General features: G+C 42.0%; 16 protein-coding genes. 9 read left to right on the forward strand and 7 right to left on the reverse strand.

Annotated elements, in window-relative coordinates; genetic code table 11:
• Nucleotides 1–399 precede the first annotated feature (399 nt).
• From C2M34_RS12730 to C2M34_RS12750, 5 genes are all read left to right on the forward strand, one after another.
• On the forward strand, nucleotides 400–1,209 hold the full coding sequence (locus C2M34_RS12730) for an ion transporter (RefSeq protein WP_105201081.1): 810 nt from the start codon (nucleotides 400–402) through the stop codon (nucleotides 1,207–1,209).
• 420 nt (nucleotides 1,210–1,629) lie between these two features.
• On the forward strand, nucleotides 1,630–5,190 hold the full coding sequence (locus C2M34_RS12735) for an ATP-binding protein (protein ID WP_105258990.1): 3,561 nt from the start codon (nucleotides 1,630–1,632) through the stop codon (nucleotides 5,188–5,190).
• Entirely contained in the window at nucleotides 5,187–5,807 is a 621-nt protein-coding gene (locus tag C2M34_RS12740; protein ID WP_105258991.1) for a response regulator transcription factor, read from the forward strand. Before C2M34_RS12735 ends, C2M34_RS12740 begins: the two co-directional genes overlap by 4 nt.
• A 364-nt stretch (nucleotides 5,808–6,171) precedes the next feature.
• On the forward strand, nucleotides 6,172–6,729 hold the full coding sequence (locus tag C2M34_RS12745; RefSeq protein WP_105201084.1) for a hypothetical protein: 558 nt from the start codon (nucleotides 6,172–6,174) through the stop codon (nucleotides 6,727–6,729).
• 11 nt (nucleotides 6,730–6,740) lie between these two features.
• Nucleotides 6,741–7,961 (forward strand): S8 family peptidase, encoded by a 1,221-nt coding sequence (locus C2M34_RS12750; RefSeq protein ID WP_105258992.1) that lies wholly within the window; start codon nucleotides 6,741–6,743, stop codon nucleotides 7,959–7,961.
• Between the two features lie 539 nt (nucleotides 7,962–8,500).
• Here C2M34_RS12750 and C2M34_RS12755 read toward each other — a convergent pair.
• The 6 genes from C2M34_RS12755 to C2M34_RS12780 form a co-directional block, all read right to left on the reverse strand.
• Nucleotides 8,501–9,604, reverse strand: a complete 1,104-nt coding sequence (locus tag C2M34_RS12755) for a hypothetical protein (protein WP_105258993.1) — start codon at nucleotides 9,602–9,604, stop codon at nucleotides 8,501–8,503.
• Nucleotides 9,604–11,355, reverse strand: coding sequence for an AAA family ATPase (locus C2M34_RS12760; protein WP_105258994.1), 1,752 nt, complete (start codon nucleotides 11,353–11,355; stop codon nucleotides 9,604–9,606). The genes C2M34_RS12755 and C2M34_RS12760 overlap by 1 nt, the downstream gene beginning before the upstream one ends.
• The gene (locus C2M34_RS12765; protein WP_105258995.1) at nucleotides 11,355–12,590 is read right to left on the reverse strand and encodes a restriction endonuclease subunit S; all 1,236 of its coding nucleotides are present in this window, start codon (nucleotides 12,588–12,590) and stop codon (nucleotides 11,355–11,357) included. Before C2M34_RS12765 ends, C2M34_RS12760 begins: the two co-directional genes overlap by 1 nt.
• Nucleotides 12,587–14,095 (reverse strand): class I SAM-dependent DNA methyltransferase, encoded by a 1,509-nt coding sequence (locus C2M34_RS12770; protein WP_105258996.1) that lies wholly within the window; start codon nucleotides 14,093–14,095, stop codon nucleotides 12,587–12,589. Before C2M34_RS12770 ends, C2M34_RS12765 begins: the two co-directional genes overlap by 4 nt.
• A 78-nt stretch (nucleotides 14,096–14,173) precedes the next feature.
• Complete coding sequence (gene hsdR, locus C2M34_RS12775) at nucleotides 14,174–17,641, reverse strand: type I restriction-modification system endonuclease (RefSeq protein WP_105258997.1); 3,468 nt, start codon at nucleotides 17,639–17,641, stop codon at nucleotides 14,174–14,176.
• A gap of 191 nt (nucleotides 17,642–17,832) precedes the next feature.
• A complete protein-coding gene (locus C2M34_RS12780; RefSeq protein WP_105258998.1) occupies nucleotides 17,833–18,564 on the reverse strand; it encodes a hypothetical protein in 732 nt (243 codons plus the stop codon).
• 158 nt (nucleotides 18,565–18,722) lie between these two features.
• On the opposite strand from C2M34_RS12780, the gene C2M34_RS12785 reads away from it, so the two are divergent.
• The 4 genes from C2M34_RS12785 (at nucleotide 18,723) to C2M34_RS12795 (ending at nucleotide 23,266) form a co-directional block, all read left to right on the forward strand.
• Nucleotides 18,723–19,256, forward strand: a complete 534-nt coding sequence (locus C2M34_RS12785) for a HEPN domain-containing protein (protein WP_105258999.1) — start codon at nucleotides 18,723–18,725, stop codon at nucleotides 19,254–19,256.
• Nucleotides 19,257–19,273: 17 nt separating this feature from the next.
• Nucleotides 19,274–20,038, forward strand: a complete 765-nt coding sequence (locus tag C2M34_RS15775) for a hypothetical protein (protein WP_199878798.1) — start codon at nucleotides 19,274–19,276, stop codon at nucleotides 20,036–20,038.
• Nucleotides 20,039–20,130: 92 nt separating this feature from the next.
• Entirely contained in the window at nucleotides 20,131–21,999 is a 1,869-nt protein-coding gene (locus tag C2M34_RS15780) for an AAA family ATPase (RefSeq protein ID WP_234398817.1), read from the forward strand.
• The gene (locus tag C2M34_RS12795; protein ID WP_105259000.1) at nucleotides 21,989–23,266 is read left to right on the forward strand and encodes an McrC family protein; all 1,278 of its coding nucleotides are present in this window, start codon (nucleotides 21,989–21,991) and stop codon (nucleotides 23,264–23,266) included. The genes C2M34_RS15780 and C2M34_RS12795 overlap by 11 nt, the downstream gene beginning before the upstream one ends.
• Nucleotides 23,267–23,310: 44 nt before the next feature.
• Here C2M34_RS12795 and C2M34_RS12800 read toward each other — a convergent pair whose 3' ends face one another.
• Nucleotides 23,311–23,709 (reverse strand): hypothetical protein, encoded by a 399-nt coding sequence (locus C2M34_RS12800; protein WP_199878799.1) that lies wholly within the window; start codon nucleotides 23,707–23,709, stop codon nucleotides 23,311–23,313.
• Between the last annotated feature and the right edge of the window lie 140 nt (nucleotides 23,710–23,849).

Raw genomic sequence — 23,849 nt, forward strand, 5'->3', positions numbered from 1 at the left:
TAGGCATACAGGGTATTTAGCCGAGTATATCTACAAAATAAATAAAGCCAATGGTTATTTTTGCTGTTTTATTTAATGGGGTTTATTGGCTTTTTTGCAATATAAATATTGATTTCAAGGTGGGGAAATAAAATTGATATCGCTCCCTTTTCATGGAAACCAGTCAAGAACGTAAGGCGGCAATGGAGAACGTCATATAGATGCCTTGGGCACTCGTGGCCGGCGCAATTCGCGCTCCCTGCAAGGGATTAGGCTGATAGACCTAATGTGCTTAAGGCTTCTCATGACGCCCTGTGTAATCATCTGCTCCAACTACAAATTTAACGATACGCTTTTTGTTTTCCAATGATAGAATCGCGCTCACTGCGTCTATTTTTGGTTTATTAAATTTAGCTAATCATGTACGAAAACATAAGATACTCGTTAAACAACCTGAAGAACAACAAGCTGTTCGAGCTGGCCGTGGTGTCGGTGATCATTATTTCCGCCTTAGAGATAGGAGCAAAAACCTTTTCTTTGCCGGATGGAGCCATGTCCTTCACCAACATACTGGACGTGTTTATTACCGTTTTCTTTTTGTTCGAAATATCGATCCGTTTTATCACAGATGAAGACAAGAAGAACTTCTTTAAAAAAGGCTGGAATATATTCGATACCCTGGTTGTTGCCGTCAGCCTGATCCCCATCAATGACAGTGAAATGGCCCTGTTGGCGCGCCTGGTCAGGGTGTTCCGGGTATTGCGTATGGTCTCTGTGGTGCCGGAGCTTCGCGTGTTGATCAACTCCCTGATCAAGGCTCTGCCGCAGTTGGGCTATGTGATCCTGTTGATGTTTATCATCTTCTATATCTACGCCGCATTCGGCAGTTTTATCTTTAAAGACATTAACCCGGATTTATGGGGTGACATCGCCATTTCCATGCTGACTTTATTCCGCATAATGACCTTCGAAGACTGGACGGATATTCAATACGAGACCATGGAAGTCTACCCCATGTCGTGGATTTTCTACCTGACGTTTATCTTCTTCACCGCGTTTGCGTTTTTGAACATGGTGATCGGCATAGTGGTCAATGTGATGGAAGACGAACACGCCAAGGTGCGCCAGGAAAAGGAAGCGGCGGACAATACCCCAACCATAGAAGACCTGCACAAGGAAATACAAGAGCTGAAACAGCTAATTAAAGAGCAGGGCAAGGGGCAAGGGTAAACGCCTTTATCTCGGTGGGTATGTCATATCCACCAATTTAAGTTACCACTGAGCCATCGGGTTTAACACTCATCAATAGTTTGACCCGATGGCTGATTTTATCGCCTTATCTCACCTTTGTAATTGTACGCCATTCATTCATGCATTTGCCTGAGCAGCCTAATCTGCTCTTGGTATATTTGTCACCACTCAAATTCCAGACAATAGAAAACCCTGTTTATCGACACAGGGCCTATTTATTTTTGAGCCGGGAATTCAAACCTAAATGCGTAAAGCTAAGCACAGACTCTCCTTTCTCATTACTTGGCTCGCGCCAGGTTTTGTGTTGTTATTCTTATTAATCCCTGTCGCTATCATCTTGTATGTTTGGTGGTGGCAGTGGATCCGTTGCTCTTAATTATTATTTACTAAGCTAGTCCTATGACGAAAACCATCGAGCAGTACCGAGAACTGGTGTTTGGGAGAGTTCCTCTCAATATCTTTAGGCCAAATATATTACTGGTTGTTTTTGTGCTCGGTTCTTGCCTGGGGTTTGCCTCTAATGCCAACGCAACCTTAACTTTAAAAGCCGACCGTCAACACCACGTCAACGCGACCTCCTTCAATGTGGAAGATGGCCTATCCGCCAACTCGCTACAAGATATGGAGTTTGATCAATTTTCTAGGCTTTGGATAGCAACGCAAGACGGCGTAAATATGCTTGATGCCAATCAAGTTATCGCCTTTGGTCCGACGCACGTGGAGCGAGGGCTAAAGGGCAGTTACATTCATGAGCTCTTATTCGATAACAAGAGTGGTTTGTGGGTGTTGTCAAACCATGGGATCGAACGTTTGGATACGGTGGATTTTTCAGCCGTTGATGTAAGTCCACAGCTTCCGCCGGCGCAAACGTTGAGAAGCCTAATTCAATGGGATAACCAGCACATAGCAGCGCTCGCGGATAACCAACTGGTTTTGATTGATACAACACGCTTCAGTGTTGTTAAGGCTCCCGATTCACTTGGCCCAGTAAACAACCAAAGAGAAATCAATGGTCGCCTCTTAATACAAACAGAGAATCAGTTTAGCTGGGTTGAGCCGGAGACCTTTGCATTAACACCCGCTTATCCTGTCCCGGATAAGCGCAGGGTAATTAGTTATACGCTCGATAGTAATAATCTTCTCTGGGTTGTGTCATTGGGAGGCAATATTTACAGGTGCGACAAGCTTCAATGTGAATCAGTGAGCTTGGTCACTAAGGAAGGGGAGGTCGCATCCGCAGGTCGAATTGTCGAGGATAATGGCAAATTATTTATAGTCAGCAGCGAGGGTTTATTCGTTGTAAACGCACAACTTAACAATGTAAGCCTATTAACGACAGACAATCAGAAAAACCTGTTTACCAAGCGTCTTCACTATCATAGTTTGTTGATCGGCGACAATGGTGATTTACTTATAGGTTCTATGGATGGGCTTTACCTTTTGCCTTCAAGTTATGAGGCCATTTCAAGCTATGCTGATTTTGAGACTAGGTTTGGCGAAGAGCCCTTGTCGGCCGCCGTGATTCAAGAAGATGAACAACAACGTCTGGTGTTAGCTGGGTCTTCCACGCTACTTTATTTTAAAGAAGAGCGGGGGGAGCTTACCCTACTCGAACGGCGCAATTACCCCGAGGGTTTTGAACCCGTCCATTTTATCCATACTGCTAACAGGGTCTTTTTAAACTCTTATCGTTCCGGGAGCTTATACCACTCAAACGGTCAATGGCTTGGCTTGGGGTCGCTAATGCCAGAGCTAGAGGGAGAAAAAACGCCTTTATCGGATGTATACGAACTGGCCTCAGGCGACCTGCTGCTTCTGTATCTCGATGAGCTGGTTTTTATGAGGAAACGGGCTGAACAGTATTTCATTCAATGGCGAACTCCACTTGCAGCAGAGCTTGCTTATCGTGTTAGTGTAAAGGACGACACTCTCTTTGTCGCGACGTTCAACGACGGGTTACTGATAGCTAATTGGGATGATAAACAGGCACCTGAAGGTTGGCAGACCATAGCTAGTGAGAAAATGTTAACTGGCATAGAGCAGATTGATAATGCCCTTGTACTGCTGACTTTGGGTCAGGGTTTATCTCGTATCGAGCCAACTAAGGATGGTTTTAAAGAAGTGGAAATTGAAGACAATCATTTACTGATTAATAAAGTGACACTGTGTATGGCGCCTTATATGCGAGAGGGCTGGATAGTTTCGACTAATAATGGCGTGGCGATATTTGATAACAGCCTTTCTCTACAAGACTATTTAATCATGGATGACGGCTTGAGCCACCGCGAAAGCTTTCAATTTGCTTGCACAAAGATAAACAACAGCACTGTGAATGTTGGCTTTAATGGGGTGACGGTATTTCACGATAAGCTGGCACTCAGGCCAGGGCCGTACTTGAGTTGGGTGAGTTCAAAGGTCGACGGCAAACCATTCACTATCTATGGCGAAGAGCAGCAATTTACCGCGCCCGATATGTTGGCATTTAAAACAGCATTGAGTTTTATGTCTCTCAATGACAATACCGTCATCGAGTATTCGTTAAACACCCAAGAGGGTGAGTGGACTAAGCAAGAGGAAACCTTGGTTACTTTACCTTCCTTGTCATCAGGTACTTACCAACTATTTGTTCGTGCTCGCTTAGAAAACGGCATGCTCAGTAACACTCTTAAGTTTCAATTTAAAGTTAAGCCGCCAGTGTGGCTGCAACCGCCTGCAATAATAATCTATACCTTGATTTTCACGGCATTTGTAATTTGGGTGTATAGCCTGGTCATGCGCAGTAAATTGGAGCGACTAAAGTATCTGGAGAAGCAAAAAGCCTTACAAGACGCTTACACCAAAGAGCTGCAATATCAAATAAAGCAAACAACCGAAGAATTAGAACAGAAGCAGCGGCTGCGAATAAAGGAACAACAGGATAAGGCGCGCTTCATTACGGGCGCTAGTCATGATATTAAAAATTTAGTGAGTTTATTGAAGCTCAATGTTTTCAGGGGCTCACCGACGGGGGCGAGTGCGACGCACAGTAGTGCCCATCTGGGTAGTGTTGTAGATAGCTTGGACCAGCTTACGGAAAATATTGCGCAGCTTTCAAAGCTTGATGCGGGGATCATCGAGCCCGTAAAAGCACAAGTTGCCTTGGACCCCATTTTAAAATCCGTTGAGAATATGTTTTCACCCCTGTGTAAATCCAGAAACTTGTCCTTTAAAGTCAGCGCACCTAAGGGTCAATTTATTCAAACAGACGGTCATTTACTGCTCAGACTCATAAATAACCTGGTGGACAATGCCATTAAAAACACACCAGAGAATGGAGAGGTAGGTATAGTTGCTGAATGTTCGGGTGATAGTTGTCATATTCTCGTTAAAGACAATGGTCCAGGCTTACCCGAAGGCATCTGTCTCGATAACATAGCGCCATTTTCCAGAGGAACTCATTCATATACCGGCAGTGGGCTGGGGCTCTCGGTGGTCAGTAAGATTGCCGAGCTGTTAAACATTCCCTTGAGCTATCGCAACGCTAACCCCCATGGCGCCATTTTTGAAATAGTGCTTAAAACAGCCAAACCGGCAGATATTTCAGACCAGACAGAGCAATCGGCACCGATAAAGCTGGCACTCGTTGAGGATGACCCGCAACAATTAAATTGGCTTGCAAACACCTTAAGAGCGATGAATTATGAGGTTCATTGCTTTACATGTGCTGACGAGTTACTCGCAACTGATGGCACACAGTTTTGGGCGATCATCTCAGATGTTGATTTAGCGCAACCAAAAGATGGTATAGATTATCTCGAAGAATATCGGCAAAAGCTGGCAGAGCATGGTGTGCTTGTGTATGTTTCCGGTAACCTTCAAGCTAAAGCAAGGTTGAGCAAAAACAGTGGCGTTTTCTTTATGAAAAAACCCATAAAGTGTAAAAAGCTAGAACAACTTTTAATCAGAGGTCTAAAGCAATGAGTCGTTTTCAGGTTGTAATTGCAGATGACCACCCCCTTTTTGTTTTCGCGCTAGAGCAAAAAATAAAAGCGATATGGTCAAATGTTGTTATTCACAGCGCTAATAGTTATCAGCAACTATTTCGTCTCTTAAGTGAAAAAGAAGAAGACCTTGATTTAGCTATCGTAGACTTATCAATGCCCGGGTGTGTTGGTGTAGAGGGAGCTAAGTATATAACGGACCACTACCCCGCATTGCCTCTAATTATCATCAGTGCGCACGATGACTTTCAGAGCATGAATGAGTGCCTAAAAGCAGGTGCCTCCGAGTTTGTATCAAAAACAGAAATAGACACAGATATCGTAAAATTGATTGCCAAATATTTGGCAGAGGACCAAGCCGATATAGAGAAAATATTAGCGTCGCATTCCGCGCCTGCTAGTTTAGCCATTTTCACTCGACAACAGCAAAAAGTGATGGCTTTGATTGCCTCGGGTCTTAGTAACAAAGCGATCGCCAATCAGCTCAATATTTCCGAAAAAACAGTTCGTTCACATGCTTATACAATATTTAAGTTGCTGGAAGTGGAGAACCGCACTCAAGCCACTGTCAAATATCAGCAGCTCATTAATCAATAACCTCCTCTGAATGTACATACTGTCTGCCGCCTTCATATTTAGTGCAGCTGCTCCGCTAGGCACCTCCTTGTAATTTACAAATAATTTATAAAATTCAACTAATTACTTCTTTTATTGCACTTATTTGAGTCAAATGACTTAAGTCCCGAGACGCAGAAGATTGGGTTATATGTTCAATACTTTAATTTTTTGTAAACCCGTACACTGATCCCACACAGTAAGGGTTTGGGGCCCTAACTAAATGATTAAGCTCCTTATTTTTACTGAGGTCGCATGAGCTTTGGCATCAAACAATAAACAGATGTTGAAGTTATAAAACTCATGCATAGAGAATCATAAAATAAGATCCAAATAGGGGGACTCAATGGTCCAAAAAAATCTAAAGGTAATCACAATGGCTCTATTGGCCGGTACATTGTCAACGGGTTGTAGTCTGGTCGGTGAGCATAAAATGACAGGTGGCGGCACCATGGCTTCGGCTGGCGGTGACAAAAATGCAGTCTTCACTTTCAATGTTGAAAGCTGTGGTGAAGAAGCGTCAGGTCGTGTGAACTATCAAGACCATTCAGCCATTGATTTCGAACATATGGGTGGGGTGAGCTTTAACGCAAAAGTTGATGATTTTGGTTATTGCACACTGGATCTTGGTGCAGGCGATCCCGAGGCGGCAGAGTGTAATTGTGAAAACCAATATGAAGCGCAATTTACTTATGATTCAAAGAATCCACAAGCACCGGGTGAAGGAACCGGTTTTGCATGCTTCATCGACACGGGTACTGGTAAAGGAAACTTCCACGGTATTGTTACGGCAATGAAATTGGATAATGGCCCTTATGAAGGCTACTTAAATCACGGCACTATGAATGGCAACATTCAAACGCATAGTTGCCCAGATAAAAACAAAGAAACAGAGTCAGAATAAGGAGCATCAAGATGAAAAATAAAAGTTTAATTGCTGTATTAGTCGCTACTGCTTTTTCGGCCAATGCTGAACTTATTAATGATTCACAAGCAACGCAGCAAAAAGATATTCGCGTTGTATTTGAATACCACAATGGCTCCAAAGCTGAGCTCATTTCTGCTATCGAGCGCGCGGGTGGTTCTGTAGTACGCCTATTGGACAGTGACAACTCATTCGCGGCTACTATCAATGCAGATGTATACGCACAAATCAAAGATAACAAAGCCCTTAAATCTGCGGAAGTTGACGCTAAGCGTTTTGCAATACCGCAAATGGAAATTGGCGCTGAACCAGCAAACTTTGAAGATTATGTGCCTTATGGCTTGCCAATGGTTCAGGCTGATCAGTTGAAGTATATGGGCGGCATAAAGGTCTGTATCGTCGACACGGGTTATGACTTAGGCCATGGCGACCTTCCATCATCTACTGTTGACGGTGACAGCGAGGGAGCAGGTCCTTGGTATCAAGACGGCCATGGGCATGGCACACATGTCGCCGGTACTATCGCAGCATTAGACGGTACCGGGGCAAACTCTCTAACGGGTGTTATTGGTTCAGGAATGCCAGAATTGCACATCGCCCGTGTATTTAATGACGACGGTAATTTTGTGTATGCGTCAGACTTAGCGGGTGCGGTAAATGATTGTGCCGATGCGGGTTCAAAGGTGGTAAACATGAGTCTCGGAGGTGCCTTTTCGACCAAGGTGGAGGAACGCGCATACTCCCGTTTGGAAAAGCAAGGCGTATTGTTGATAGCCGCCGCAGGTAACGATGGTAATGCTACGCATAGCTACCCAGCATCCTATGACGGTGTAGTGTCAGTTGCAGCGGTTGATTCTCAAATGGAGCATGCGGAGTTTTCACAGCGTACTTCTCAAGTTGAATTGGCTGCGCCGGGTGTAGATGTTGTCTCTACGGTTGCTAGAAATCTTATTCCGGGCAACACGCAGGATTTATATGCTTACATGAGTGGTACCTCAATGGCGAGCCCGCACGTTGCTGGTGTAGCAGCCTTGGTGTGGAGCTACTTCCCACAGTGTAACAACTATGAGATTCGCAGCGCCTTAACTGCTTCAGCGAAAGACCTAGGTGATGAGGGCTACGACTATAAATATGGTCACGGCCTCGTTCAGGCGAAAGCGGCATACGACTATCTAACTGAAAACAGTTGTGATGGCCTAGGTGTCAAGTAAAAGGGAATCCTGCACCTGTGCATTCACGGGGCGATGGTTATTAGACTGATGGGCAAATAGGTGGATGCGCAGCTTCTTACAGGGAAGTAGGATTTATCAGCTAGGTCAATTCTGGTTCCCAACCTCATTCAAGCTCCTTATTTAAGGAGCTTTTTTATTGCCTGAACTCCCGGAAAATTTGTCACCACCCAAATTCCGGGCAATAAAAAACCCCGTGCTTGTCAGCACAGGGTTTCTTTATTGGTGGAGCTGGGGGAGTTAAAATTTATAACTTAACTATTTGATTGATAGGTTAAAGTTAATTTATTTTTCACATAAAAGTACATTTCATAGTACATTAAAATGATACCCAAATTAACTTTGAACCGCCGTCTGAAAATGACTTTTCCCTTAAAATTTGACTGATCGGAAGTAGGCTTAAATCCTCAGGCTAAAGCTCTGTCCAGAGTTTAACTAACTATTGGCCGTAAACTGATCTTCCCTCAAACTTCTAATCAGAATTACTGCGAATCGTATAAATGAACATTTCGGCCAGCTTGTCATAAGGTATTCCTTATCTGTCTTCTCGAATATATCTCTTTAACTGTTTTTATCAATACCTCTATTTCTTCATCAGATTTAGATTCAACTTCTGTGAAGCAGAGATGCTTAATAAAAGCTTCTCTCTCATTACGAGCCACATCGACACACCTTTGTATTTCATTGCCTAATGTGGTTCGAACATTTGGAATACCTTCTACTCCGTTAAGTAGTGGGGCTAACCAAGAGCGATGAAAGTTTTTAAGTCTTCTATTTACCCTGGGTATAACTTTAAAGGCTCTATTCCACGTATCAGCTTTAGCATTAGCCTCACCGTCTGAATCTTTTATATCAATAGTCATTGCTAATGTTTCACTGACTTGATTTAAGGACGCTTCTAATTGAACAGTGCTATCATCGTCATACGGATAGAATGCTAATGTCCGAACGTCATCAGCCAATAATACATCTATCTCACCTTTTGCTTTTTCATTACACTTTTGGCAACAAGGAATCAGATTGTTAAAATCAACAGAAAGGAAAGGGTATAGCTTTTTAGGCAAATAATGGTCATAAGAAGCTCTCCACTGTTTTTCGTCTTTAGCTCCAGCTTCAAATTTATCTTCAGGTTCTATTTCACGTTCTTCCATCATTTCTTCGGTGCCGCAAAAGCAACAAACTACGCCATTGAGTTCTTTATATTCTTGATAGTGAACGTCCATGTCAGCTTCTTCGGCACAAGCATCTTTGAAACATACTAGGCCAAGTGTTGTTGAATATAAGTAAGTTGCTAAGCTCTTAACTTTTTCCCAGAACTCACTTAGTTCTTCACACGGTTTTTTAATTTCTTTATCAATAGAAGAGAAGCAATGTTTATAAGCAATATGACTAGCGTAGATCTCTTGAACACGATTTTTTAACGGGTCTTCAAGATCATTAAATCCATCAAAAACATCCTGAAATTTTGTTTTTGTTTTTGTGCTTTTTACGAGAACAATATTAAAGCCATCTAGAAAGCATTCATCAAACCCTGCTCCTTCGAATAGCTGTTGATAGAAGTTTTTATATACGTCGTCTAACCAGTAAAGTCCTGAATTATCTGGTTTAGTAACTGTCCATAACATTAGCTTTCTCGCTGTCCTTGCTTTTTTAACTCTTGCTTTAGTTGATTAACCCTATAATTCAGTTCAAAAGAATCCCCATATTCCTTTAGACTCTCTAATGCAGTAACAGCATCAACTTCACCGTCGTCGTATTTTCTTAATTTTTCACGGATTTCATTTAAAGGCTTTTGTGAAATTAACACTTCCATTTCAAAAACAGATGTTAATAGTGAGTCAAATCCTGCTCCGTATGTTTGTATATCAAGATCTGTAATTTCAACCTCAGACTTATCATTTTTCTTAAAGCTAAGAACTCTGTTCGATTTGCAAGCAGACAATAAAAAGGGCGAATGAGTCGATATCAAAAGTTCCATCTTTGAGGTATCAACATATTTCTCAATTAGGTCTAAAAACTCTGTTCGCCATTCGGGATTAAAGTGACTTTCTGGTTCATCCAATATGAAAAGGGTTTGTTCAGAAGAAAACAATAGTAAGCTGCCGACAACTTGAATCAACTGGTGTTCACCGTCACTTACTCTGTCGTAAGTGCTCTTAATTTCGTTTTCACCATAAATTATCTCGATATTGGTAAATCGAATTGGCATTAAACCACCAGATAAGTTTGGAACATTGCGTTCATATTTATCTAGTTTCAGTGTTCGCTTTTCATCATGGCTCCACCTTTTAGCTACAAGGTGGTTTAGAGTAATTAAATGTTCGAAGAAATAATTTTCATCAAGATAATTTGCTCTGAGGCTTTGTAGGAATTCATCATTTACCCTAAAAGATAGCCTGCCACTTAGAGTTTCAGTATTAAAACCTTTAAGCTCTTTTGGTGAAGATTTTTTTTGAGATGCTAAGCTAAGTTTAACTAACCGACCTACAATATCGATTACTTTATCAAAATGACGATATTCGCTTAACCGTATGTCAATATCGAAATAACTGACACCATAGATATTGGCTTCGCTTTTAACAAATTCTCTAAATTTTTCAGATTTTTCTTTATTAATCCCTTCACAGACCATTAGAAAAACAAAGATTAAACTATTTAATGAATGATCTGTAAATATACCTACAGGAAGTGAAATATTAGCCGCTTCTGGAGCATCTTCAGGTCGCTGGAAGTAATAATCTAAGTTACTTCTATCCGATTCTGGCCATATAAATAAATCCGCTGACGTCTCAAACTTTCTTCTTACATAGTGAGATAATTCCCTCCACATGGAGTCGTTTTCAGCATTACTATCTATAGCTGCCTTCTCATAAGCTATATTTCTTTTTTCAGTATACTCCCTAAAAAATGCTCCTTGCTGTCTAATCAAATCAAAATATTGAAACTGGTTTTTAGCAAAAATTGAGCTAAGCCCCTGATTATGTCCTGAAGAATATGCAATAACATGTTTTGGAAGAAGATCATGAGGATTATAGATAGTAACCAGTTTCTCATCATAATCGAGAACTAAGTGACCGTCTGTGCACACTAAATCAACATCAACCTCTACTCCTTCAAATTCAATTTGGTAACTCAGAGAAAAGTTATAATTCAATTCGTTTTTTGATGAAAACTGTTGGTTAAAAAAACGATCTGCGTAATTGAAGATATCTGCTAAAAGTTCAATAAAGTTCGACTTTCCAGAGCCATTTAAGCCGACTAAGCACAGGGGATTAAAAGCTTTCTTGGAGTCTGTGAATTCATAAATAAAGGGTCTATTGCGGGTTCCGGCGATAGATTTAAATTCTCCAACAAGCTCTAGATTTTGCAACTTCATTAGAGCTTACCGCTAAATGCTTTTGATAAAATTGATTGTGTTAATGAGTCTAATCTTACCTTTGACTTTAAATACCTATGCTCAACGCTTTCTGCTTTAGCTAATAGGTTAGATACTTGTCTTACAATTTCTTTTTGCTCGCTGATGCCTGGTAACTTTACTACCAGCTCCTTTAAGTTCTTACCTGATATCCCTTTCTGCCCAGAAGTCGTTTTGACGCAACCCGTTACCTTATCTCGCATTTCAAGAGAAGAGAAAAGGATTTCAATAAATTGAGGCAGTGCTTTTTCATTTAATCGTGCTCTTATCAATTTATCAGGATACACAAGATTTTCGTGCTCTAGCTTTGTCAGCAATCCACAAACACCAACAAATTCGAGGCTGCCATTGTACCTAGTAAACAGCAGGTCACCCTCACAAAGCATATATTTCTCAAGTTCTTTATCGCTCAATTCAAGATATCTGATATCTTGCTGATCAATCTCCATTGCTCTTACAGAGCTAATCCTCAGAATTGGCGTACCCTTTCCGTCTTCGTTTGGTTTTGCTGATAGTCCATTTCTTAACTCCGTTAGTATTTCGTCAAATCCATATTCTTTGAAATTAAACTGAACCCCATTCTCCTCACGCCAGTCTTTGGTGACTTCACCGGAGGTGGCGGCGGCGAGGACGGATTGGCGGAAGCGTTTTAGTATGGTTGGGATTTTGTCGAGGCGTGCTTGTGCCGATTCGACTTTGGCTAAGACCGAATCCAGTTTATCTGCAATGCGTTTTTGCTCTGGTTCTGGAGCTACTGGAACAGGGTAAGTTGCAACTTTCTTTGGTTGCGCTCTTGTTAGTGACCCTCCAACTCCAGACACCTCCGAACAAATTAACTCTCTAAAAGCTTGCCTTGTAAATGCATAACGTAAATACCGAGAATCAAAACTTGAATTTCTAACATTAATCCATTCAGAAGATGCTATTTGTCTGTACTCACCTTTTGATTCAACAACCCAAACTCTATTAATCCTTGGGTTTATTTTACAAACAAGTACGTCTCCAGGCTCAACCATTTGCTTTGAAGAACCAATCTCTGAACCAGTTGTTAACTCAGGTTTACCACTTGAAAAACTTGGTACGCTATATAGCTCAAAAGTTTCATCAGGGAAATCAATAGGCTTAATCGTTTTCCCTTTATGGTGATTAATATCTTTTACTGACTTTTCTTCCCAACTTTGAGGCAACTGGCTCATGCAACAACCTCATCCGTTTCTTCTGCGGCATCTAGCTCCACTAGAATTGACTGTAAATCGGTAATCGCACCAGCTAGCTCTTCTAAAGCTTCATTGATGAGTACATCCGGCTCTGGCAAGTTGGCGGCATCTTCAATGCTGTCATCACGTATCCAAGCAAGGTCAAGAGAGTCGTCTTTAGCGGTAATTTCTTCACGGGTGAAACAACGTAAACGGCAAGTATCAACATCACCCACTTCACTGCCGTCTTTATGGTTATCGATAAAGGCTTGGCGTTTGGCTACATCAATTTGAGTTAAGTCGCTGCCAACCGCTTGATAGAATTCGTCAAAGTGGGCTTTGGTTAATACAGTGCGCTTACCAAATTGCGGCATATTGGCGCGAAGGTCGTATACCCACACCTTCTCAGTATTGCCTTTATCTTTATTGATGTCGGTAGGCTTATCAAAAAACAGTACGTTGGTTTTAACACCTGCTGCGTAGAAGATGCCTGTAGGCAACCTTAAAATAGTGTGCAGATTGCACTTGTCCATTAAGTCGTTACGGATTTTTCGACCTGTTGAGCCTTCAAATAATACGTTGTCTGGCAACACAACAGCGGCGCGGCCACCTGGCTTTAACATGCTGTGGTACATAGTGTGTAAAAACGCTAACTGCTTGTTAGAGGTGTAATGAACAAGGTCATCCCTTGTTGGCACACCGCCACCTTGCTTGGTGCCAAAGGGTGGGTTAGCTAGTATCAAGCTAGCTTTGGGTAAGGCTTTTCCTTCGTTTGATAAGGTATCACCAAATAATACTCCAGCATTGGTGTCATCTACGGCCAAATCGTGCAACATCAAGTTCATCATGGCTAGGCGGCGCGTGTCTGGTACTAACTCCATGCCGAAGAATGTTCCGTGTTGGTATTTGTCGTAAGCTGCCTCGTCGAGCATTTTGATGTCGTTGTTCTTTTCGATTTCATGGTGGGCTGCGATTAAGAAGCCACCTGTGCCTGCGGTTGGATCAACAATGACATCATCAAGGTTCGGCTTCATCAGCTCAACCATGATTTCAATTAAAACACGCGGGGTAAAATATTGGCCTGCGCCAGACTTTTTCTCACTTGCGTTGATTTCGAGCAGGCCTTCATACATATCGCCCAGGCCTTCGTGTTTGGCTGAGTACCAATCGAGGTTATCAATTTCTGTTACTAGCTTGTTTAAGGTGGCAGGTTTACGAATGCAGGTTGAGGCATCGGCAAAAATAGCCTTAGTGATCAGCGAACCGTGTGAACCTAAATGAATGAGCAGTTTTTTATATTCTTCCAACCGGGTGGCGGCGTTGAAGTTCTCAATATCTGTCCAACGATAACCCTCGGGGATCAGCTCGTCTTGCCCGGTTTCTTCGACCATTTTAAGGAAAATTAGATAGGTCAGTTCATTTAGGTACTCGTGGTAGGTTACTCCGTCATCGCGCAGCAGGTTACACAGGTTCCAGAGTTTATTGATTAAATCTTGTGTGCTCATTGAAATACGCTCTTACTCTAAATAGCCGGGACTCGGCCCGGCTTGAAATTAGTTGATTATACCTAAGTAATTTATAAATTATGCCGATTGCTGTTTATCTTCTGACCAAACAGCTTTGTTAAATTGCCCCAGTATGTCAGTAATAGGTTGCTCAAATAATTTGCTTGCGCGTTTTATGCCACCCAAGCGTTGTTTGAAAATACCTTCATTAAGGTTACTTTCGTCGACAATGACATTTGCCTTCATCTGGCTCGCAATGGTTTCCAACCACGCACGCTGCGGCGTTTTCCAAGGCTGACTAGCGAGAATTTTTTCTAGCGCGTTGTCTACCCTCTGGTCATAAGGTACTAGGGCTTCACCTATTGCAGCCTGTCGGATAAAACCGATAATCCGGGCAGCAATGTCTTCATTTTTCACTTCTTTCCAGGCGACTTTTAAGTCTTCCTCTCGGAACTCGTTTTTCTCAAGTTCCAATGCCAGTTGTTTTAAACTGTCTCGACTAAGCTCCCACGGACGCTGTATCACAGTTTGGATGGCCACCATGCGATTGCTATTGGCATTGATAAACTGACTAAATGCTTGCAGGTAATCCTCAGGCTCCTGGCCGCTGCCATAGCCTGTAGAAGTGTGGATGACTTCATCGGTATGTCTGGATATCACAATCTTATTGCTGCCACCCCCTCCCGATACTTTCATATCCAGTAACTCACAAAGGCCAGGATGGCTGATAAACCAATCAGCGACGTCGCTGACTTTCATATTTTTAAGCTCTCTAGCAAAATCAGCTGGTGGTTTGCCAACGATGGTTTCAAAATCGGCGCTTTGCTCTGGTGAAAGGTAATTCTTTTTGCTTTGTAATTTAGCAACAAACTGATCACGAGCCAGTTGCTGTAATTTAGGATCATCACTTTGGGTAAGCTCGCCCTCTAGCTCACTAAAAGTGATGTCTACTTTAGTGACAACTGGCCTCATGTTATTAATATTTTCAAGCTGTCTGTAGATATCTACCGCGTCAAAAATATGGAAGCGTTCTTTTGCTATTTCGTCGCAACGACGAGTGGCTCGGCCTAACATTTGCTCAAACAGGATACGACTGTTTACACGGCGCAAAAACACGAGATTGCAAATGGCAGGCACATCCACACCAGTGGTGAGTAAATCTACGGTGACGGCAATATTCGGCAACCTGTCGTTTTTGTAGCGGCGAATTTTTTCAAGAGGCTTATCTGACGTGCCCGTGATCTTTTGAATTGCATCATCTTCTACTTCACCATGGTAGGTTTCACATGCTTCTTTTAAAGCTTCAACCACTTCATCGGCATGTTTATCCGTAACACAAAAGATAAGCGATTTTTCTTGCGAATATGGGTCCAAAGAATCACTTTCAATAAGCCATTTACAGACTGCTTTTGTGAACTCAGGAGCTATAACTTGGCGGTTAAACTGTGACACATCAAAATTAAGTTCATCCGGCGTGTTGATCAAATCAAGCTGTTGAGTTTGTGGGTCATAGACCTCAACCTCTTCGTTTTCCGCGTAATTAATACCCTCTGTGTTCAATGTTGTGTGAATCCGAGTAGGCGGCAAGTGATCAACCAAGTAACCATCAATTACCGCTTCGGTGTAACTGTATGTGAAGACAGGATCGCCAAAAATCTCTTTGGTATGTAATGCTGGCGTTGCGGTTAAACCGACTTTAAACGCATCGAAATATTCGATCGCCGCACGATACTTTGACATATAGTCTTTTTGGTCGCGGAATTGAATTTCAGTATCACTCAGCTCACGATCAAGCAAGTAGCCACGGTGACATTCATCGACAACAATACAATCGTATTGGCCAACGCCCGGTTTTGCGCCTTCATCCGACGGATACAAAATACGTTTAACTAGACCTTGGACTGTCGCGACGTGGACTTTGGTATCGTCTTCAGGGTTGGGCTTAGGTGCTTTTTCCGGCTCTATTCCGAGGACCTCAAAGGTATCGGCAAAGGTGTTGAGGTTTTCCATGCGCACTTCACCGAAATCAACTGTTGCTTGTACACCCAAGGCACTTCTATCTACTAGGAATAAAATACGGCGATAGCGCTCGGCTTTCAATAATCGGTAAACCAGAGCAATACAGGTTTTTGTTTTACCAGTACCTGTAGCCATCGCCACCATTGCCCGCTCTCTTCCTTCTTTAATGGCCTTTTCGACACTGAGAATGGCTTGTTGTTGATAATCACGGAGCTTTAATTCGTAATCGAACCCCATGCCATCCAATTCAGCATTGGCCTGCTGCGGGGTTTGGCGCAAATAGGTTTTAATTTCATGAGGAGTATACCAACCTTTTAGCGCCTTACGGCGGTTAGTGTTATCGCGTACATCTAAAAACCAGATCCCGCTTTCTTGCTCCAACTGCCTAAGATAAGCACGGCCATTTGCCGCGAACGTAAGAGGTGCTTTAAACTCTCCATACTGCTGCACCTCAACCCCTTGAGGCAAATGATTTATACTGCTAGCGTAGCGCTTTGCTTGATCAATGGCACTGTATACATTTTTAGCTGATTTCTTGGCTTCAATTACACCGACCAAGGTCATACCGATAAATAAGGCATAATCAGCTGGGCCGGAATCTGTTGGCCACTCGGCGATGGCCTTGTTTTTGCCCGGCTCAGGGCGCGAACCAGAGTTTGGAATTCTTTTGCCATCATGATCAACTTTATCTGCATAGCGAATATTCATCGTATCGGCTTTCCAGCCTGCCTCAACTAGTTGCTGATCGATAATGACACGGGTTTCAGCCTCGTCCATTTCAAATGGTGATTTTTCAATGCGCTTTATTTCCGCAGCCTGGTCCTTTTTAGGTTTTGCTTGGAAGGCGTTGAAGGAAGCAAAATTAGCAGCGTCCATCTTCGCTCTATACTCAGTTAGCGTTACTTCATGCTCCTCGGCGATTTGCTCCCAAATAACCTTGTCTGCCTCCATCTTTTCAGCACGTTCTCGCTCTGCCTGTGCTTTTTCGGCTTCAACCTGGCTAAGCAACTCGGCCGTTTTAATGCGCTCGGAACTACGTTGAGACTCTGTTTTTAATTGTTCAACTTGCTCTTCCAGTTGACGGACATATTCTGAAGGGTCTTGAGGTTTAACAAACTGTTGGATTGTAAACCCTTTGGCGGCACTCCCTCCAAAGGTGACATGAAACCACATAGATAACGCATGACCAACCATTAGGGATTTAAGCGCATCGCGGTGACTCTCGCTGCCAAAGGTATGATTCGCTGTGTTACCTAGCTTGCGAATGGTATGGAATGCATCGCGCACATTATCGTCAAGACGTAGTTTGGCATCGAGGTTGCTTAGTAAATCAAGCTGTTTAACGTTGCGCCCAAATTCAACCCCTACACGTGCTGCAATCGATTGGGCAATAGCTTCACCGAGCTGGCGCATTTTGATAAGAGACGTATTGGGATCGGGAGAAAAGTTCCGCTCAGCCGATTCAGCTAGCTTGAATAGCCAGTCTTGATGCTTTTTTAAAAAATAGAAATTGCTAGTGCTCTCCATTGTTTAATCCCTTTTATTATTTCTACGCCCTAAAAAAATAGACCTTTAATAATAGTCAAATCATAAAAATATAATAACTGAAGGTTAGACTAAGGTCTGGACCTTTCCCTCAAAATTAACACCATGACCCCGATTTTTATACTTATAATACTTCAGTCATTGAATTCACCATTAGATCTTGAATAACTTACCTAAGCCTGCTTGATATGGTTAACTAGCGCATGGAGTTGGCTGTTTAGTTCTTTTTTTATGCCCAGCTCCTCTAGATTCACTTGGGGCTTGTTCTTGTTTTTTAACCGCCACCAGCATTTCAGGAAGCAAGGTATGTCTATACTCCATGCGACCTTCAGAATATCAGCGTCAATGTCTTTCAAAAGCTCTTCTATATTTGAATGATAGCTCTCCTTGGATTGTTGTTGGACGTAGCTACTCAATAGTGGTTCTTCAGCTATACATTCAATATCCTGCAGTTTGTCGGTATACGCTGAAGTTGACTGTAAGTACAGCTTAATATTTTGCTTGTCTTTTAAATAGTGAGCTAGAAAGGGGTCATCTTTTGACAGTGCTTGAATGACTTCATAAAAGGAGCTCGAAAACTCTGTGCCTAACGTGGGTTTAGAATGTTCAATTTGCGCCTCGAAAAGGCTTGTTATTAATCTGTTGAGTTCCTCATTATTTTCAGTGTGTTCACCCCAGAAGCCTATTTCAATAAAATAGGACTTGCAGTATTCGAAGTACATGTCGGAAAGCTCTCTGTGATCCGCATATTCAACTTTGATACTGTGTCTGATTTCCAATAAGTGAAATAAAACCGACTTTTTAGTTTGTACTCGTTCGTGATGTACTTTTCTGTAAAATCCAACCAAAGCAACTATTAGTGTAGATAGAGTGCCATAAATGGCAAAAAGTAGCTTTTCATCCATGTTAGTTATATTTCCCTATTAATATTAGCTACCTAGTATGATAAAAATTAAAAATCATCGCAATCTCTCGTATTAGGCGAATGCTAACTGTTTTCGGCCGTTAGCCGTCATATAAGCAAGAGGTTGCTAAAGCAGGATAAGCAATTTTAGGGAAGAGAATGACAACGGCCTACAACAACTTCAAAATCAGTATTAGCGAATCACTTCAACTTGCGGAGTGCTTTGATGAGCTTAATAACAATGACAAAGGTTTTACTTGCCCAGATGCGCTAAAAAAAGCAAGCCTAGTAATGGCTCTTACCGCTTGGGAAACATACGTTGAAGATGTGGTAAAAGAGAAGGTCTCAGCCAATTTCAAAATTCTCGAGGGCTCGCAAGTACATGACTTTGTGAGCAGCCAACTCGATACACGCCTAAAGATGTTTCATAACCCAGGTTCATGTAAGACCAAACAGCTTTTTGAGGAGTTTTTTGGGTATGACGTGACTAACCACTGGAAGTGGAATAACACTTTACCTATGCAAGCAAGAGAGCAACTTAACGCTCTTTTGAGCAAACGAGGCGACGCGGTACACCGTGGACGAACGTGTATCCACCAGCCTAGTGTTATTAAGCGTGATGAATTGCATAAAGCTATACGATTTATCAAAGAGCTGGTCAGGGTTACTGATGAAGTTGTAGAAGCTAGATAACAATAATTTGGGAAGAAATGATGGCTAGATTTTGTGGTGGAAAGGAACCTTCTCAGCTGTTAGTTAATGCAGAAGAGTTCAAACAAAGGTGTTTCATAGATGAAAAATCTTTGTTCACCAGTGAGGAAGTTTGGACGATTGAGCATTGTAATGAATTGATTAGATTCTTCGTTGAAAACCCAGATGCTGGCGATGGAGATTTCTTTGAAAAGTTAAAGGTTCAACTTGAAGGAGCCTCGTTAAAAGCTAAATTGCTGATAGCAGAAATGCTCTGGCTTATGTTTTTATGCCCCAGTAATACCGGGCCCGCTACAAAAAGAGCAAATATCGAGCGTGTTGTTTCTTGGGGTGGCTTCACAATTGCGCCTAAAGCTCTAGAGCAATATCTCTCAGATAAGGCGTTAACAGGTGTTGGTAGCTCCGGTACTGCCTTCAATACCATGCGTTGGAGAGAGCTTGCATATCTGATTCGTTTGACTCATGAGTTACTTCAACTAAATAAAGCAAAACGAACAGAGTTACTACAGCGACCAGGTGAGTTCAGCTCGTGGCTTGAGAGGGTACCGGAGAATGAAAGCCGTCAGCTACGACACATGCTGTTATTTCTTTTCTTTCCGGACTCACATGAACGTATTTTCGGCAATACCGATAGGCAAAGAATATTAGTCACACTCACTGCAATCACTAAAAGCCAATATAACAAGATGACTTGCAGAGACAGAGACTCAAAGCTTTTAGAGCTCAGACAGGCTTTAGAGGAAGAGTTGGAACCAAAGAGCTAGACTTCTACGTTGAGCCATTAAAGAGTAAATGGAACACTTCAAGCGAGAAGTTGCAAGATACTGAAATTCAGGAACCAATCGGGAGCTACGGTGTGAAAGACAAGGTGAAAGGTAAAAATAGCTTGAATCAAATTCTTTACGGCCCTCCGGGAACAGGAAAAACCTATAACACTATTAACAAAGCTTTGGAGATTGTTGACCCTTCTTATCTCGAACAACATATAAGTGACAGAGAGAAATTAAAATCTCGCTTTGACCAGCTAGTCAGCAGTAATCGGATTGGTTTTGTCACGTTTCATCAAAGCTTCAGCTATGAAGATTTTGTGGAAGGAATAAAGGCCAATACCACTGAATCAGGTAACGTAACTTACAATATTGAAGATGGCATATTCAAACGTATATGTGACGCTGCTTCTGCCCAGCCAAGAACAAACCGAATTAAAAGCTCAGTTGATATCGCTGGTCGTAAAGTGTGGAAAATGTCTTTGGGCGATACACAAGGGGATGACTCTTACATATACGATCAATGCATAGACAACAATTATGTACTGTTGGGGTATGGCAATAACTTTGATTTTACCTCGAGCAGTAACCGAGCATCCGTAGCAGAAGTATATCGCATGAATGGCGTAAGCATCGAAAACGAAAGCAACGATTATAAAGTGACTTCAGTACACAATTTCCGAAACGTTATGAGTATTGGTGATTTGATCATTGTCTCTGATGGTAATAGGAAGTTTAGAGCCATTGCCGAGGTAACAGGTGACTATGAATTTGATGTTTCGGCTGTTGAAGACGCCAGTTATTCTCAGAAGCGAAATGTAATTTGGCATCGGGTATACAGCCCTTCGCTGCCACTGGAGGAGTTGTTTAATAAGAATCTCTCTCAGATGACTTTATACAGGCTACGAGAACCTGTTTTAGATAGTACAAAGTTGAAAGAACTTTTAACAGGAGACGACCCTACCAGCGATTCAATACCGCGTGTTTGTGAAGGTATGAAAATCTCGTCATACAGTATTGATAAAATTACCGATGATGTCATAACGTTAATAAAGCCTAATGGGGCGCTTTTACCTTTACCAAGGCTGATAGTCGATGAATTAACTTCTTTAGTGAAGAGTAAAAAGCTGACAATAGAACAGATACGCAATAAAGAAGTTTTTCAGTGGAACGAAAGCCCGAAGTTAGAGAAATATATTGTTAACGGGTATCAAAATGTTCTCGCACCTCTGGTCGAGAATATTGTTAATTATGGGATAGGAGCGAGAGTAGCACCGCAGAGTGAAAAGCGTGTGTTGATAATCGATGAAATTAACCGAGGGAATATTTCTAATATTTTTGGTGAGTTGATTACACTTATAGAGCCCAGCAAACGAGCTGGTGGAGCTGAGGCATTAGCACTAAAGCTACCATACTCAAAACAACAGTTCAGTGTACCGTCAAACCTCCATATCATCGGGACCATGAATACTGCTGACAAGTCCCTTGCACAAGTAGATATTGCACTTCGTCGCCGTTTTGAATTTATCGAAATGATGCCTCACCCTGAGTTATTAGGAGGCGTGTTGGTTGAAGGGATTGACATAGAGAGGCTTCTGTCAGTCATCAATCAACGTATCGAACTTTTATATGATCGTGAGCACACACTTGGGCATAGCTTCTTTTTACCGTTGAAAGAGAACCCTTCGTTAAGGCTGTTGGCTAGGATTTTCCAGTTGGAAATTTTACCTCTTCTGGAAGAGTACTTTTTCGAGGATTGGGAACGAGTAGGCCAAGTGTTAGGTGACCACCTAAAAGATGATCCGAAGTTGAAGTTCATCATAGAGAAGTATGACGACAGCTCGATAAGTAAACTAATGGGTCATGATTGGCGCTCTGAGGGAATAACTCCATTTACACGCAACCCAGCAGCTCTTGAAAGTATTGAGGCGTACAAGGGGATATACAGTGCGCTCTAGTGCCTTGGATATTAGCGTACGAGAGTTTGCTATTTTGACTAACAATGGGAAAGAGCAGGGGTTAGACTGCCAATCTATTCCATCTAGCGCTTTCCTGTGGTTATTGGAGAATGGTGTTAGTCACGATGATAGCCAACGTGAGCTGGTGAGAGTGAAACGATATGGGCGGTCGATTGCATTACAGGTCGTAAACTATGTGGGAGTATTAGAAACGCCATGCGGAGCCAGAATAGAAATTTTACCGAAAATCTCTAAGTCTACTGACAACCAAGAAAGTACAAGACAAGTGCTGTTGAAAATGTTGGCTATGGTTGAAAACCTAGAATTAAAACAGTACAGCTCTTCTCATCTGCAGCTCACGAAACAACCCTTGTACGAGGTATTAATTAGCTACTTCTTACACTCGGTGTCGAAGTTAATTAAACAAGGTGTTAGATACGAATATCAACGTAAAGACAAAAATTCACCGTTTCTTAGAGGGCGGTTGAATTTGTCAAAGCAATTGTCACAAAGACCAGGGAAAGGTAGCGAATTTCATATTAACGTTGATGTGTACACTCCTGACAGGGCAGAAAACAAATTAATACATGCAGCGTTAAAACAAGTACTAAAGTGGACTAAATCGGATGCTAACCGTAGATTGGGGAGAGAACTATTGTTCTTTTTCCATGAGATAGACATATCAACAAACTACGAGCAGGACTTTCGATTATGGAGGGATGATCGAACTCTTGCTCACTATCGGCCTTTGAAACCATGGTGTGAGTTAATTCTGAGTTATAGATCGCCTATTTCTATGGTTGGAAAACATCGTGGCATTTCATTTCTCTTCCCGATGGAGACGCTTTTTGAGCGATATGTTGCGAAGCAGCTTTCTATTCAAATACCCAAGTCTTTTTCATTAAAGCAACAAGTTCGACACCTTGGCTTGACGGAACATAAAGGTGATGTGTGGTTTAGACTTCAGCCCGATTTCGTAATATACGATGGTAGTAGAGCGGTATCGGTACTTGATACCAAGTGGAAGTTGATAAATGAGAGTTTAAGTAATACGAGCGATAAATATCATTTGAGCCAGGCGGATATTTATCAATTATTTGCTTATGGTGAAAAATACCTGAAAGGCAGGGGAGAGCTCTATTTAATTTACCCTAGCCACGCTGGATTCTCCACCAGCCTTGAAAGCTTCAACTACAAAGATGATTTAAAGTTAAATGTTGTTCCGTATGATCTGGTCAACGATACGTGCCCAATAGCTTTGGGGTAGTTACTGTATGTAACCCTCATTATGCTAGCAGACTGCTAATTCACTTATTCTGATTTTAAGGTTTTAGTAATGCACTTTGATATATCTTTCATACTTTCACTCAGTGATGAGCTAATAACATCAAGTGGAATGTACTTATTTTTTACGAAATCAATAGCTTCGGCTTCAGGTGAAGCGAGCAAAATATCAAAATAAACCTCAAGCCTATCTTGATTTTGGTCACGCTGTAACGCCTTTATGAAGTTTGCTTCAAACTTACGTATTTCACTATCATCATCGAAATCATGTGTCTCAGTGTATATGTATCTTGCAGCTTGGTTTCTGGACCAGCCTAGCATGTTAATTAAAGCCACTAGTTCTAGTTTTATTTGTGATTCTTTTTTGGGTGTCCCCATTTGTCCTTTCTCCGTGTGCAAATATGAATCTGTCTCCGATAGAGACATTACACAATCTAAATTTAAGGAAATTATCATGATAAATAGACGTGCAAAGTTTACAGACGGCCTCAGCATTACTCCACCTAATGGCCCAAGTAAGACTGGTAATCCATCTGGTAAAGGGCGTGGTAATAACCCGCCCCGAA

The organism is Pseudoalteromonas sp. T1lg88 (genome assembly GCF_002964765.1).
Taxonomy (GTDB): domain Bacteria; phylum Pseudomonadota; class Gammaproteobacteria; order Enterobacterales; family Alteromonadaceae; genus Pseudoalteromonas.

Bases quoted from the DNA above. Each gene is read 5' to 3' on its own strand.
- C2M34_RS12770 (WP_105258996.1), bottom strand. From the start codon at position 14,095: ATGAGCACACAAGATTTAATCAATAAACTCTGGAACCTGTGTAACCTG.
- C2M34_RS12745 (WP_105201084.1), top strand. From the start codon at position 6,172: ATGGTCCAAAAAAATCTAAAGGTAATCACAATGGCTCTATTGGCCGGT.
- C2M34_RS15775 (WP_199878798.1), top strand. From the start codon at position 19,274: ATGATGGCTAGATTTTGTGGTGGAAAGGAACCTTCTCAGCTGTTAGTT.
- C2M34_RS12735 (WP_105258990.1), top strand. From the start codon at position 1,630: ATGACGAAAACCATCGAGCAGTACCGAGAACTGGTGTTTGGGAGAGTT.
- C2M34_RS12785 (WP_105258999.1), top strand. From the start codon at position 18,723: ATGACAACGGCCTACAACAACTTCAAAATCAGTATTAGCGAATCACTT.
- C2M34_RS12760 (WP_105258994.1), bottom strand. From the start codon at position 11,355: ATGAAGTTGCAAAATCTAGAGCTTGTTGGAGAATTTAAATCTATCGCC.
- C2M34_RS12750 (WP_105258992.1), top strand. From the start codon at position 6,741: ATGAAAAATAAAAGTTTAATTGCTGTATTAGTCGCTACTGCTTTTTCG.
- C2M34_RS12800 (WP_199878799.1), bottom strand. From the start codon at position 23,709: ATGTCTCTATCGGAGACAGATTCATATTTGCACACGGAGAAAGGACAA.
- C2M34_RS12740 (WP_105258991.1), top strand. From the start codon at position 5,187: ATGAGTCGTTTTCAGGTTGTAATTGCAGATGACCACCCCCTTTTTGTT.
- C2M34_RS12780 (WP_105258998.1), bottom strand. From the start codon at position 18,564: ATGGATGAAAAGCTACTTTTTGCCATTTATGGCACTCTATCTACACTA.
- C2M34_RS12730 (WP_105201081.1), top strand. From the start codon at position 400: ATGTACGAAAACATAAGATACTCGTTAAACAACCTGAAGAACAACAAG.
- C2M34_RS12755 (WP_105258993.1), bottom strand. From the start codon at position 9,604: ATGTTATGGACAGTTACTAAACCAGATAATTCAGGACTTTACTGGTTA.
- hsdR (WP_105258997.1), bottom strand. From the start codon at position 17,641: ATGGAGAGCACTAGCAATTTCTATTTTTTAAAAAAGCATCAAGACTGG.
- C2M34_RS12765 (WP_105258995.1), bottom strand. From the start codon at position 12,590: ATGAGCCAGTTGCCTCAAAGTTGGGAAGAAAAGTCAGTAAAAGATATT.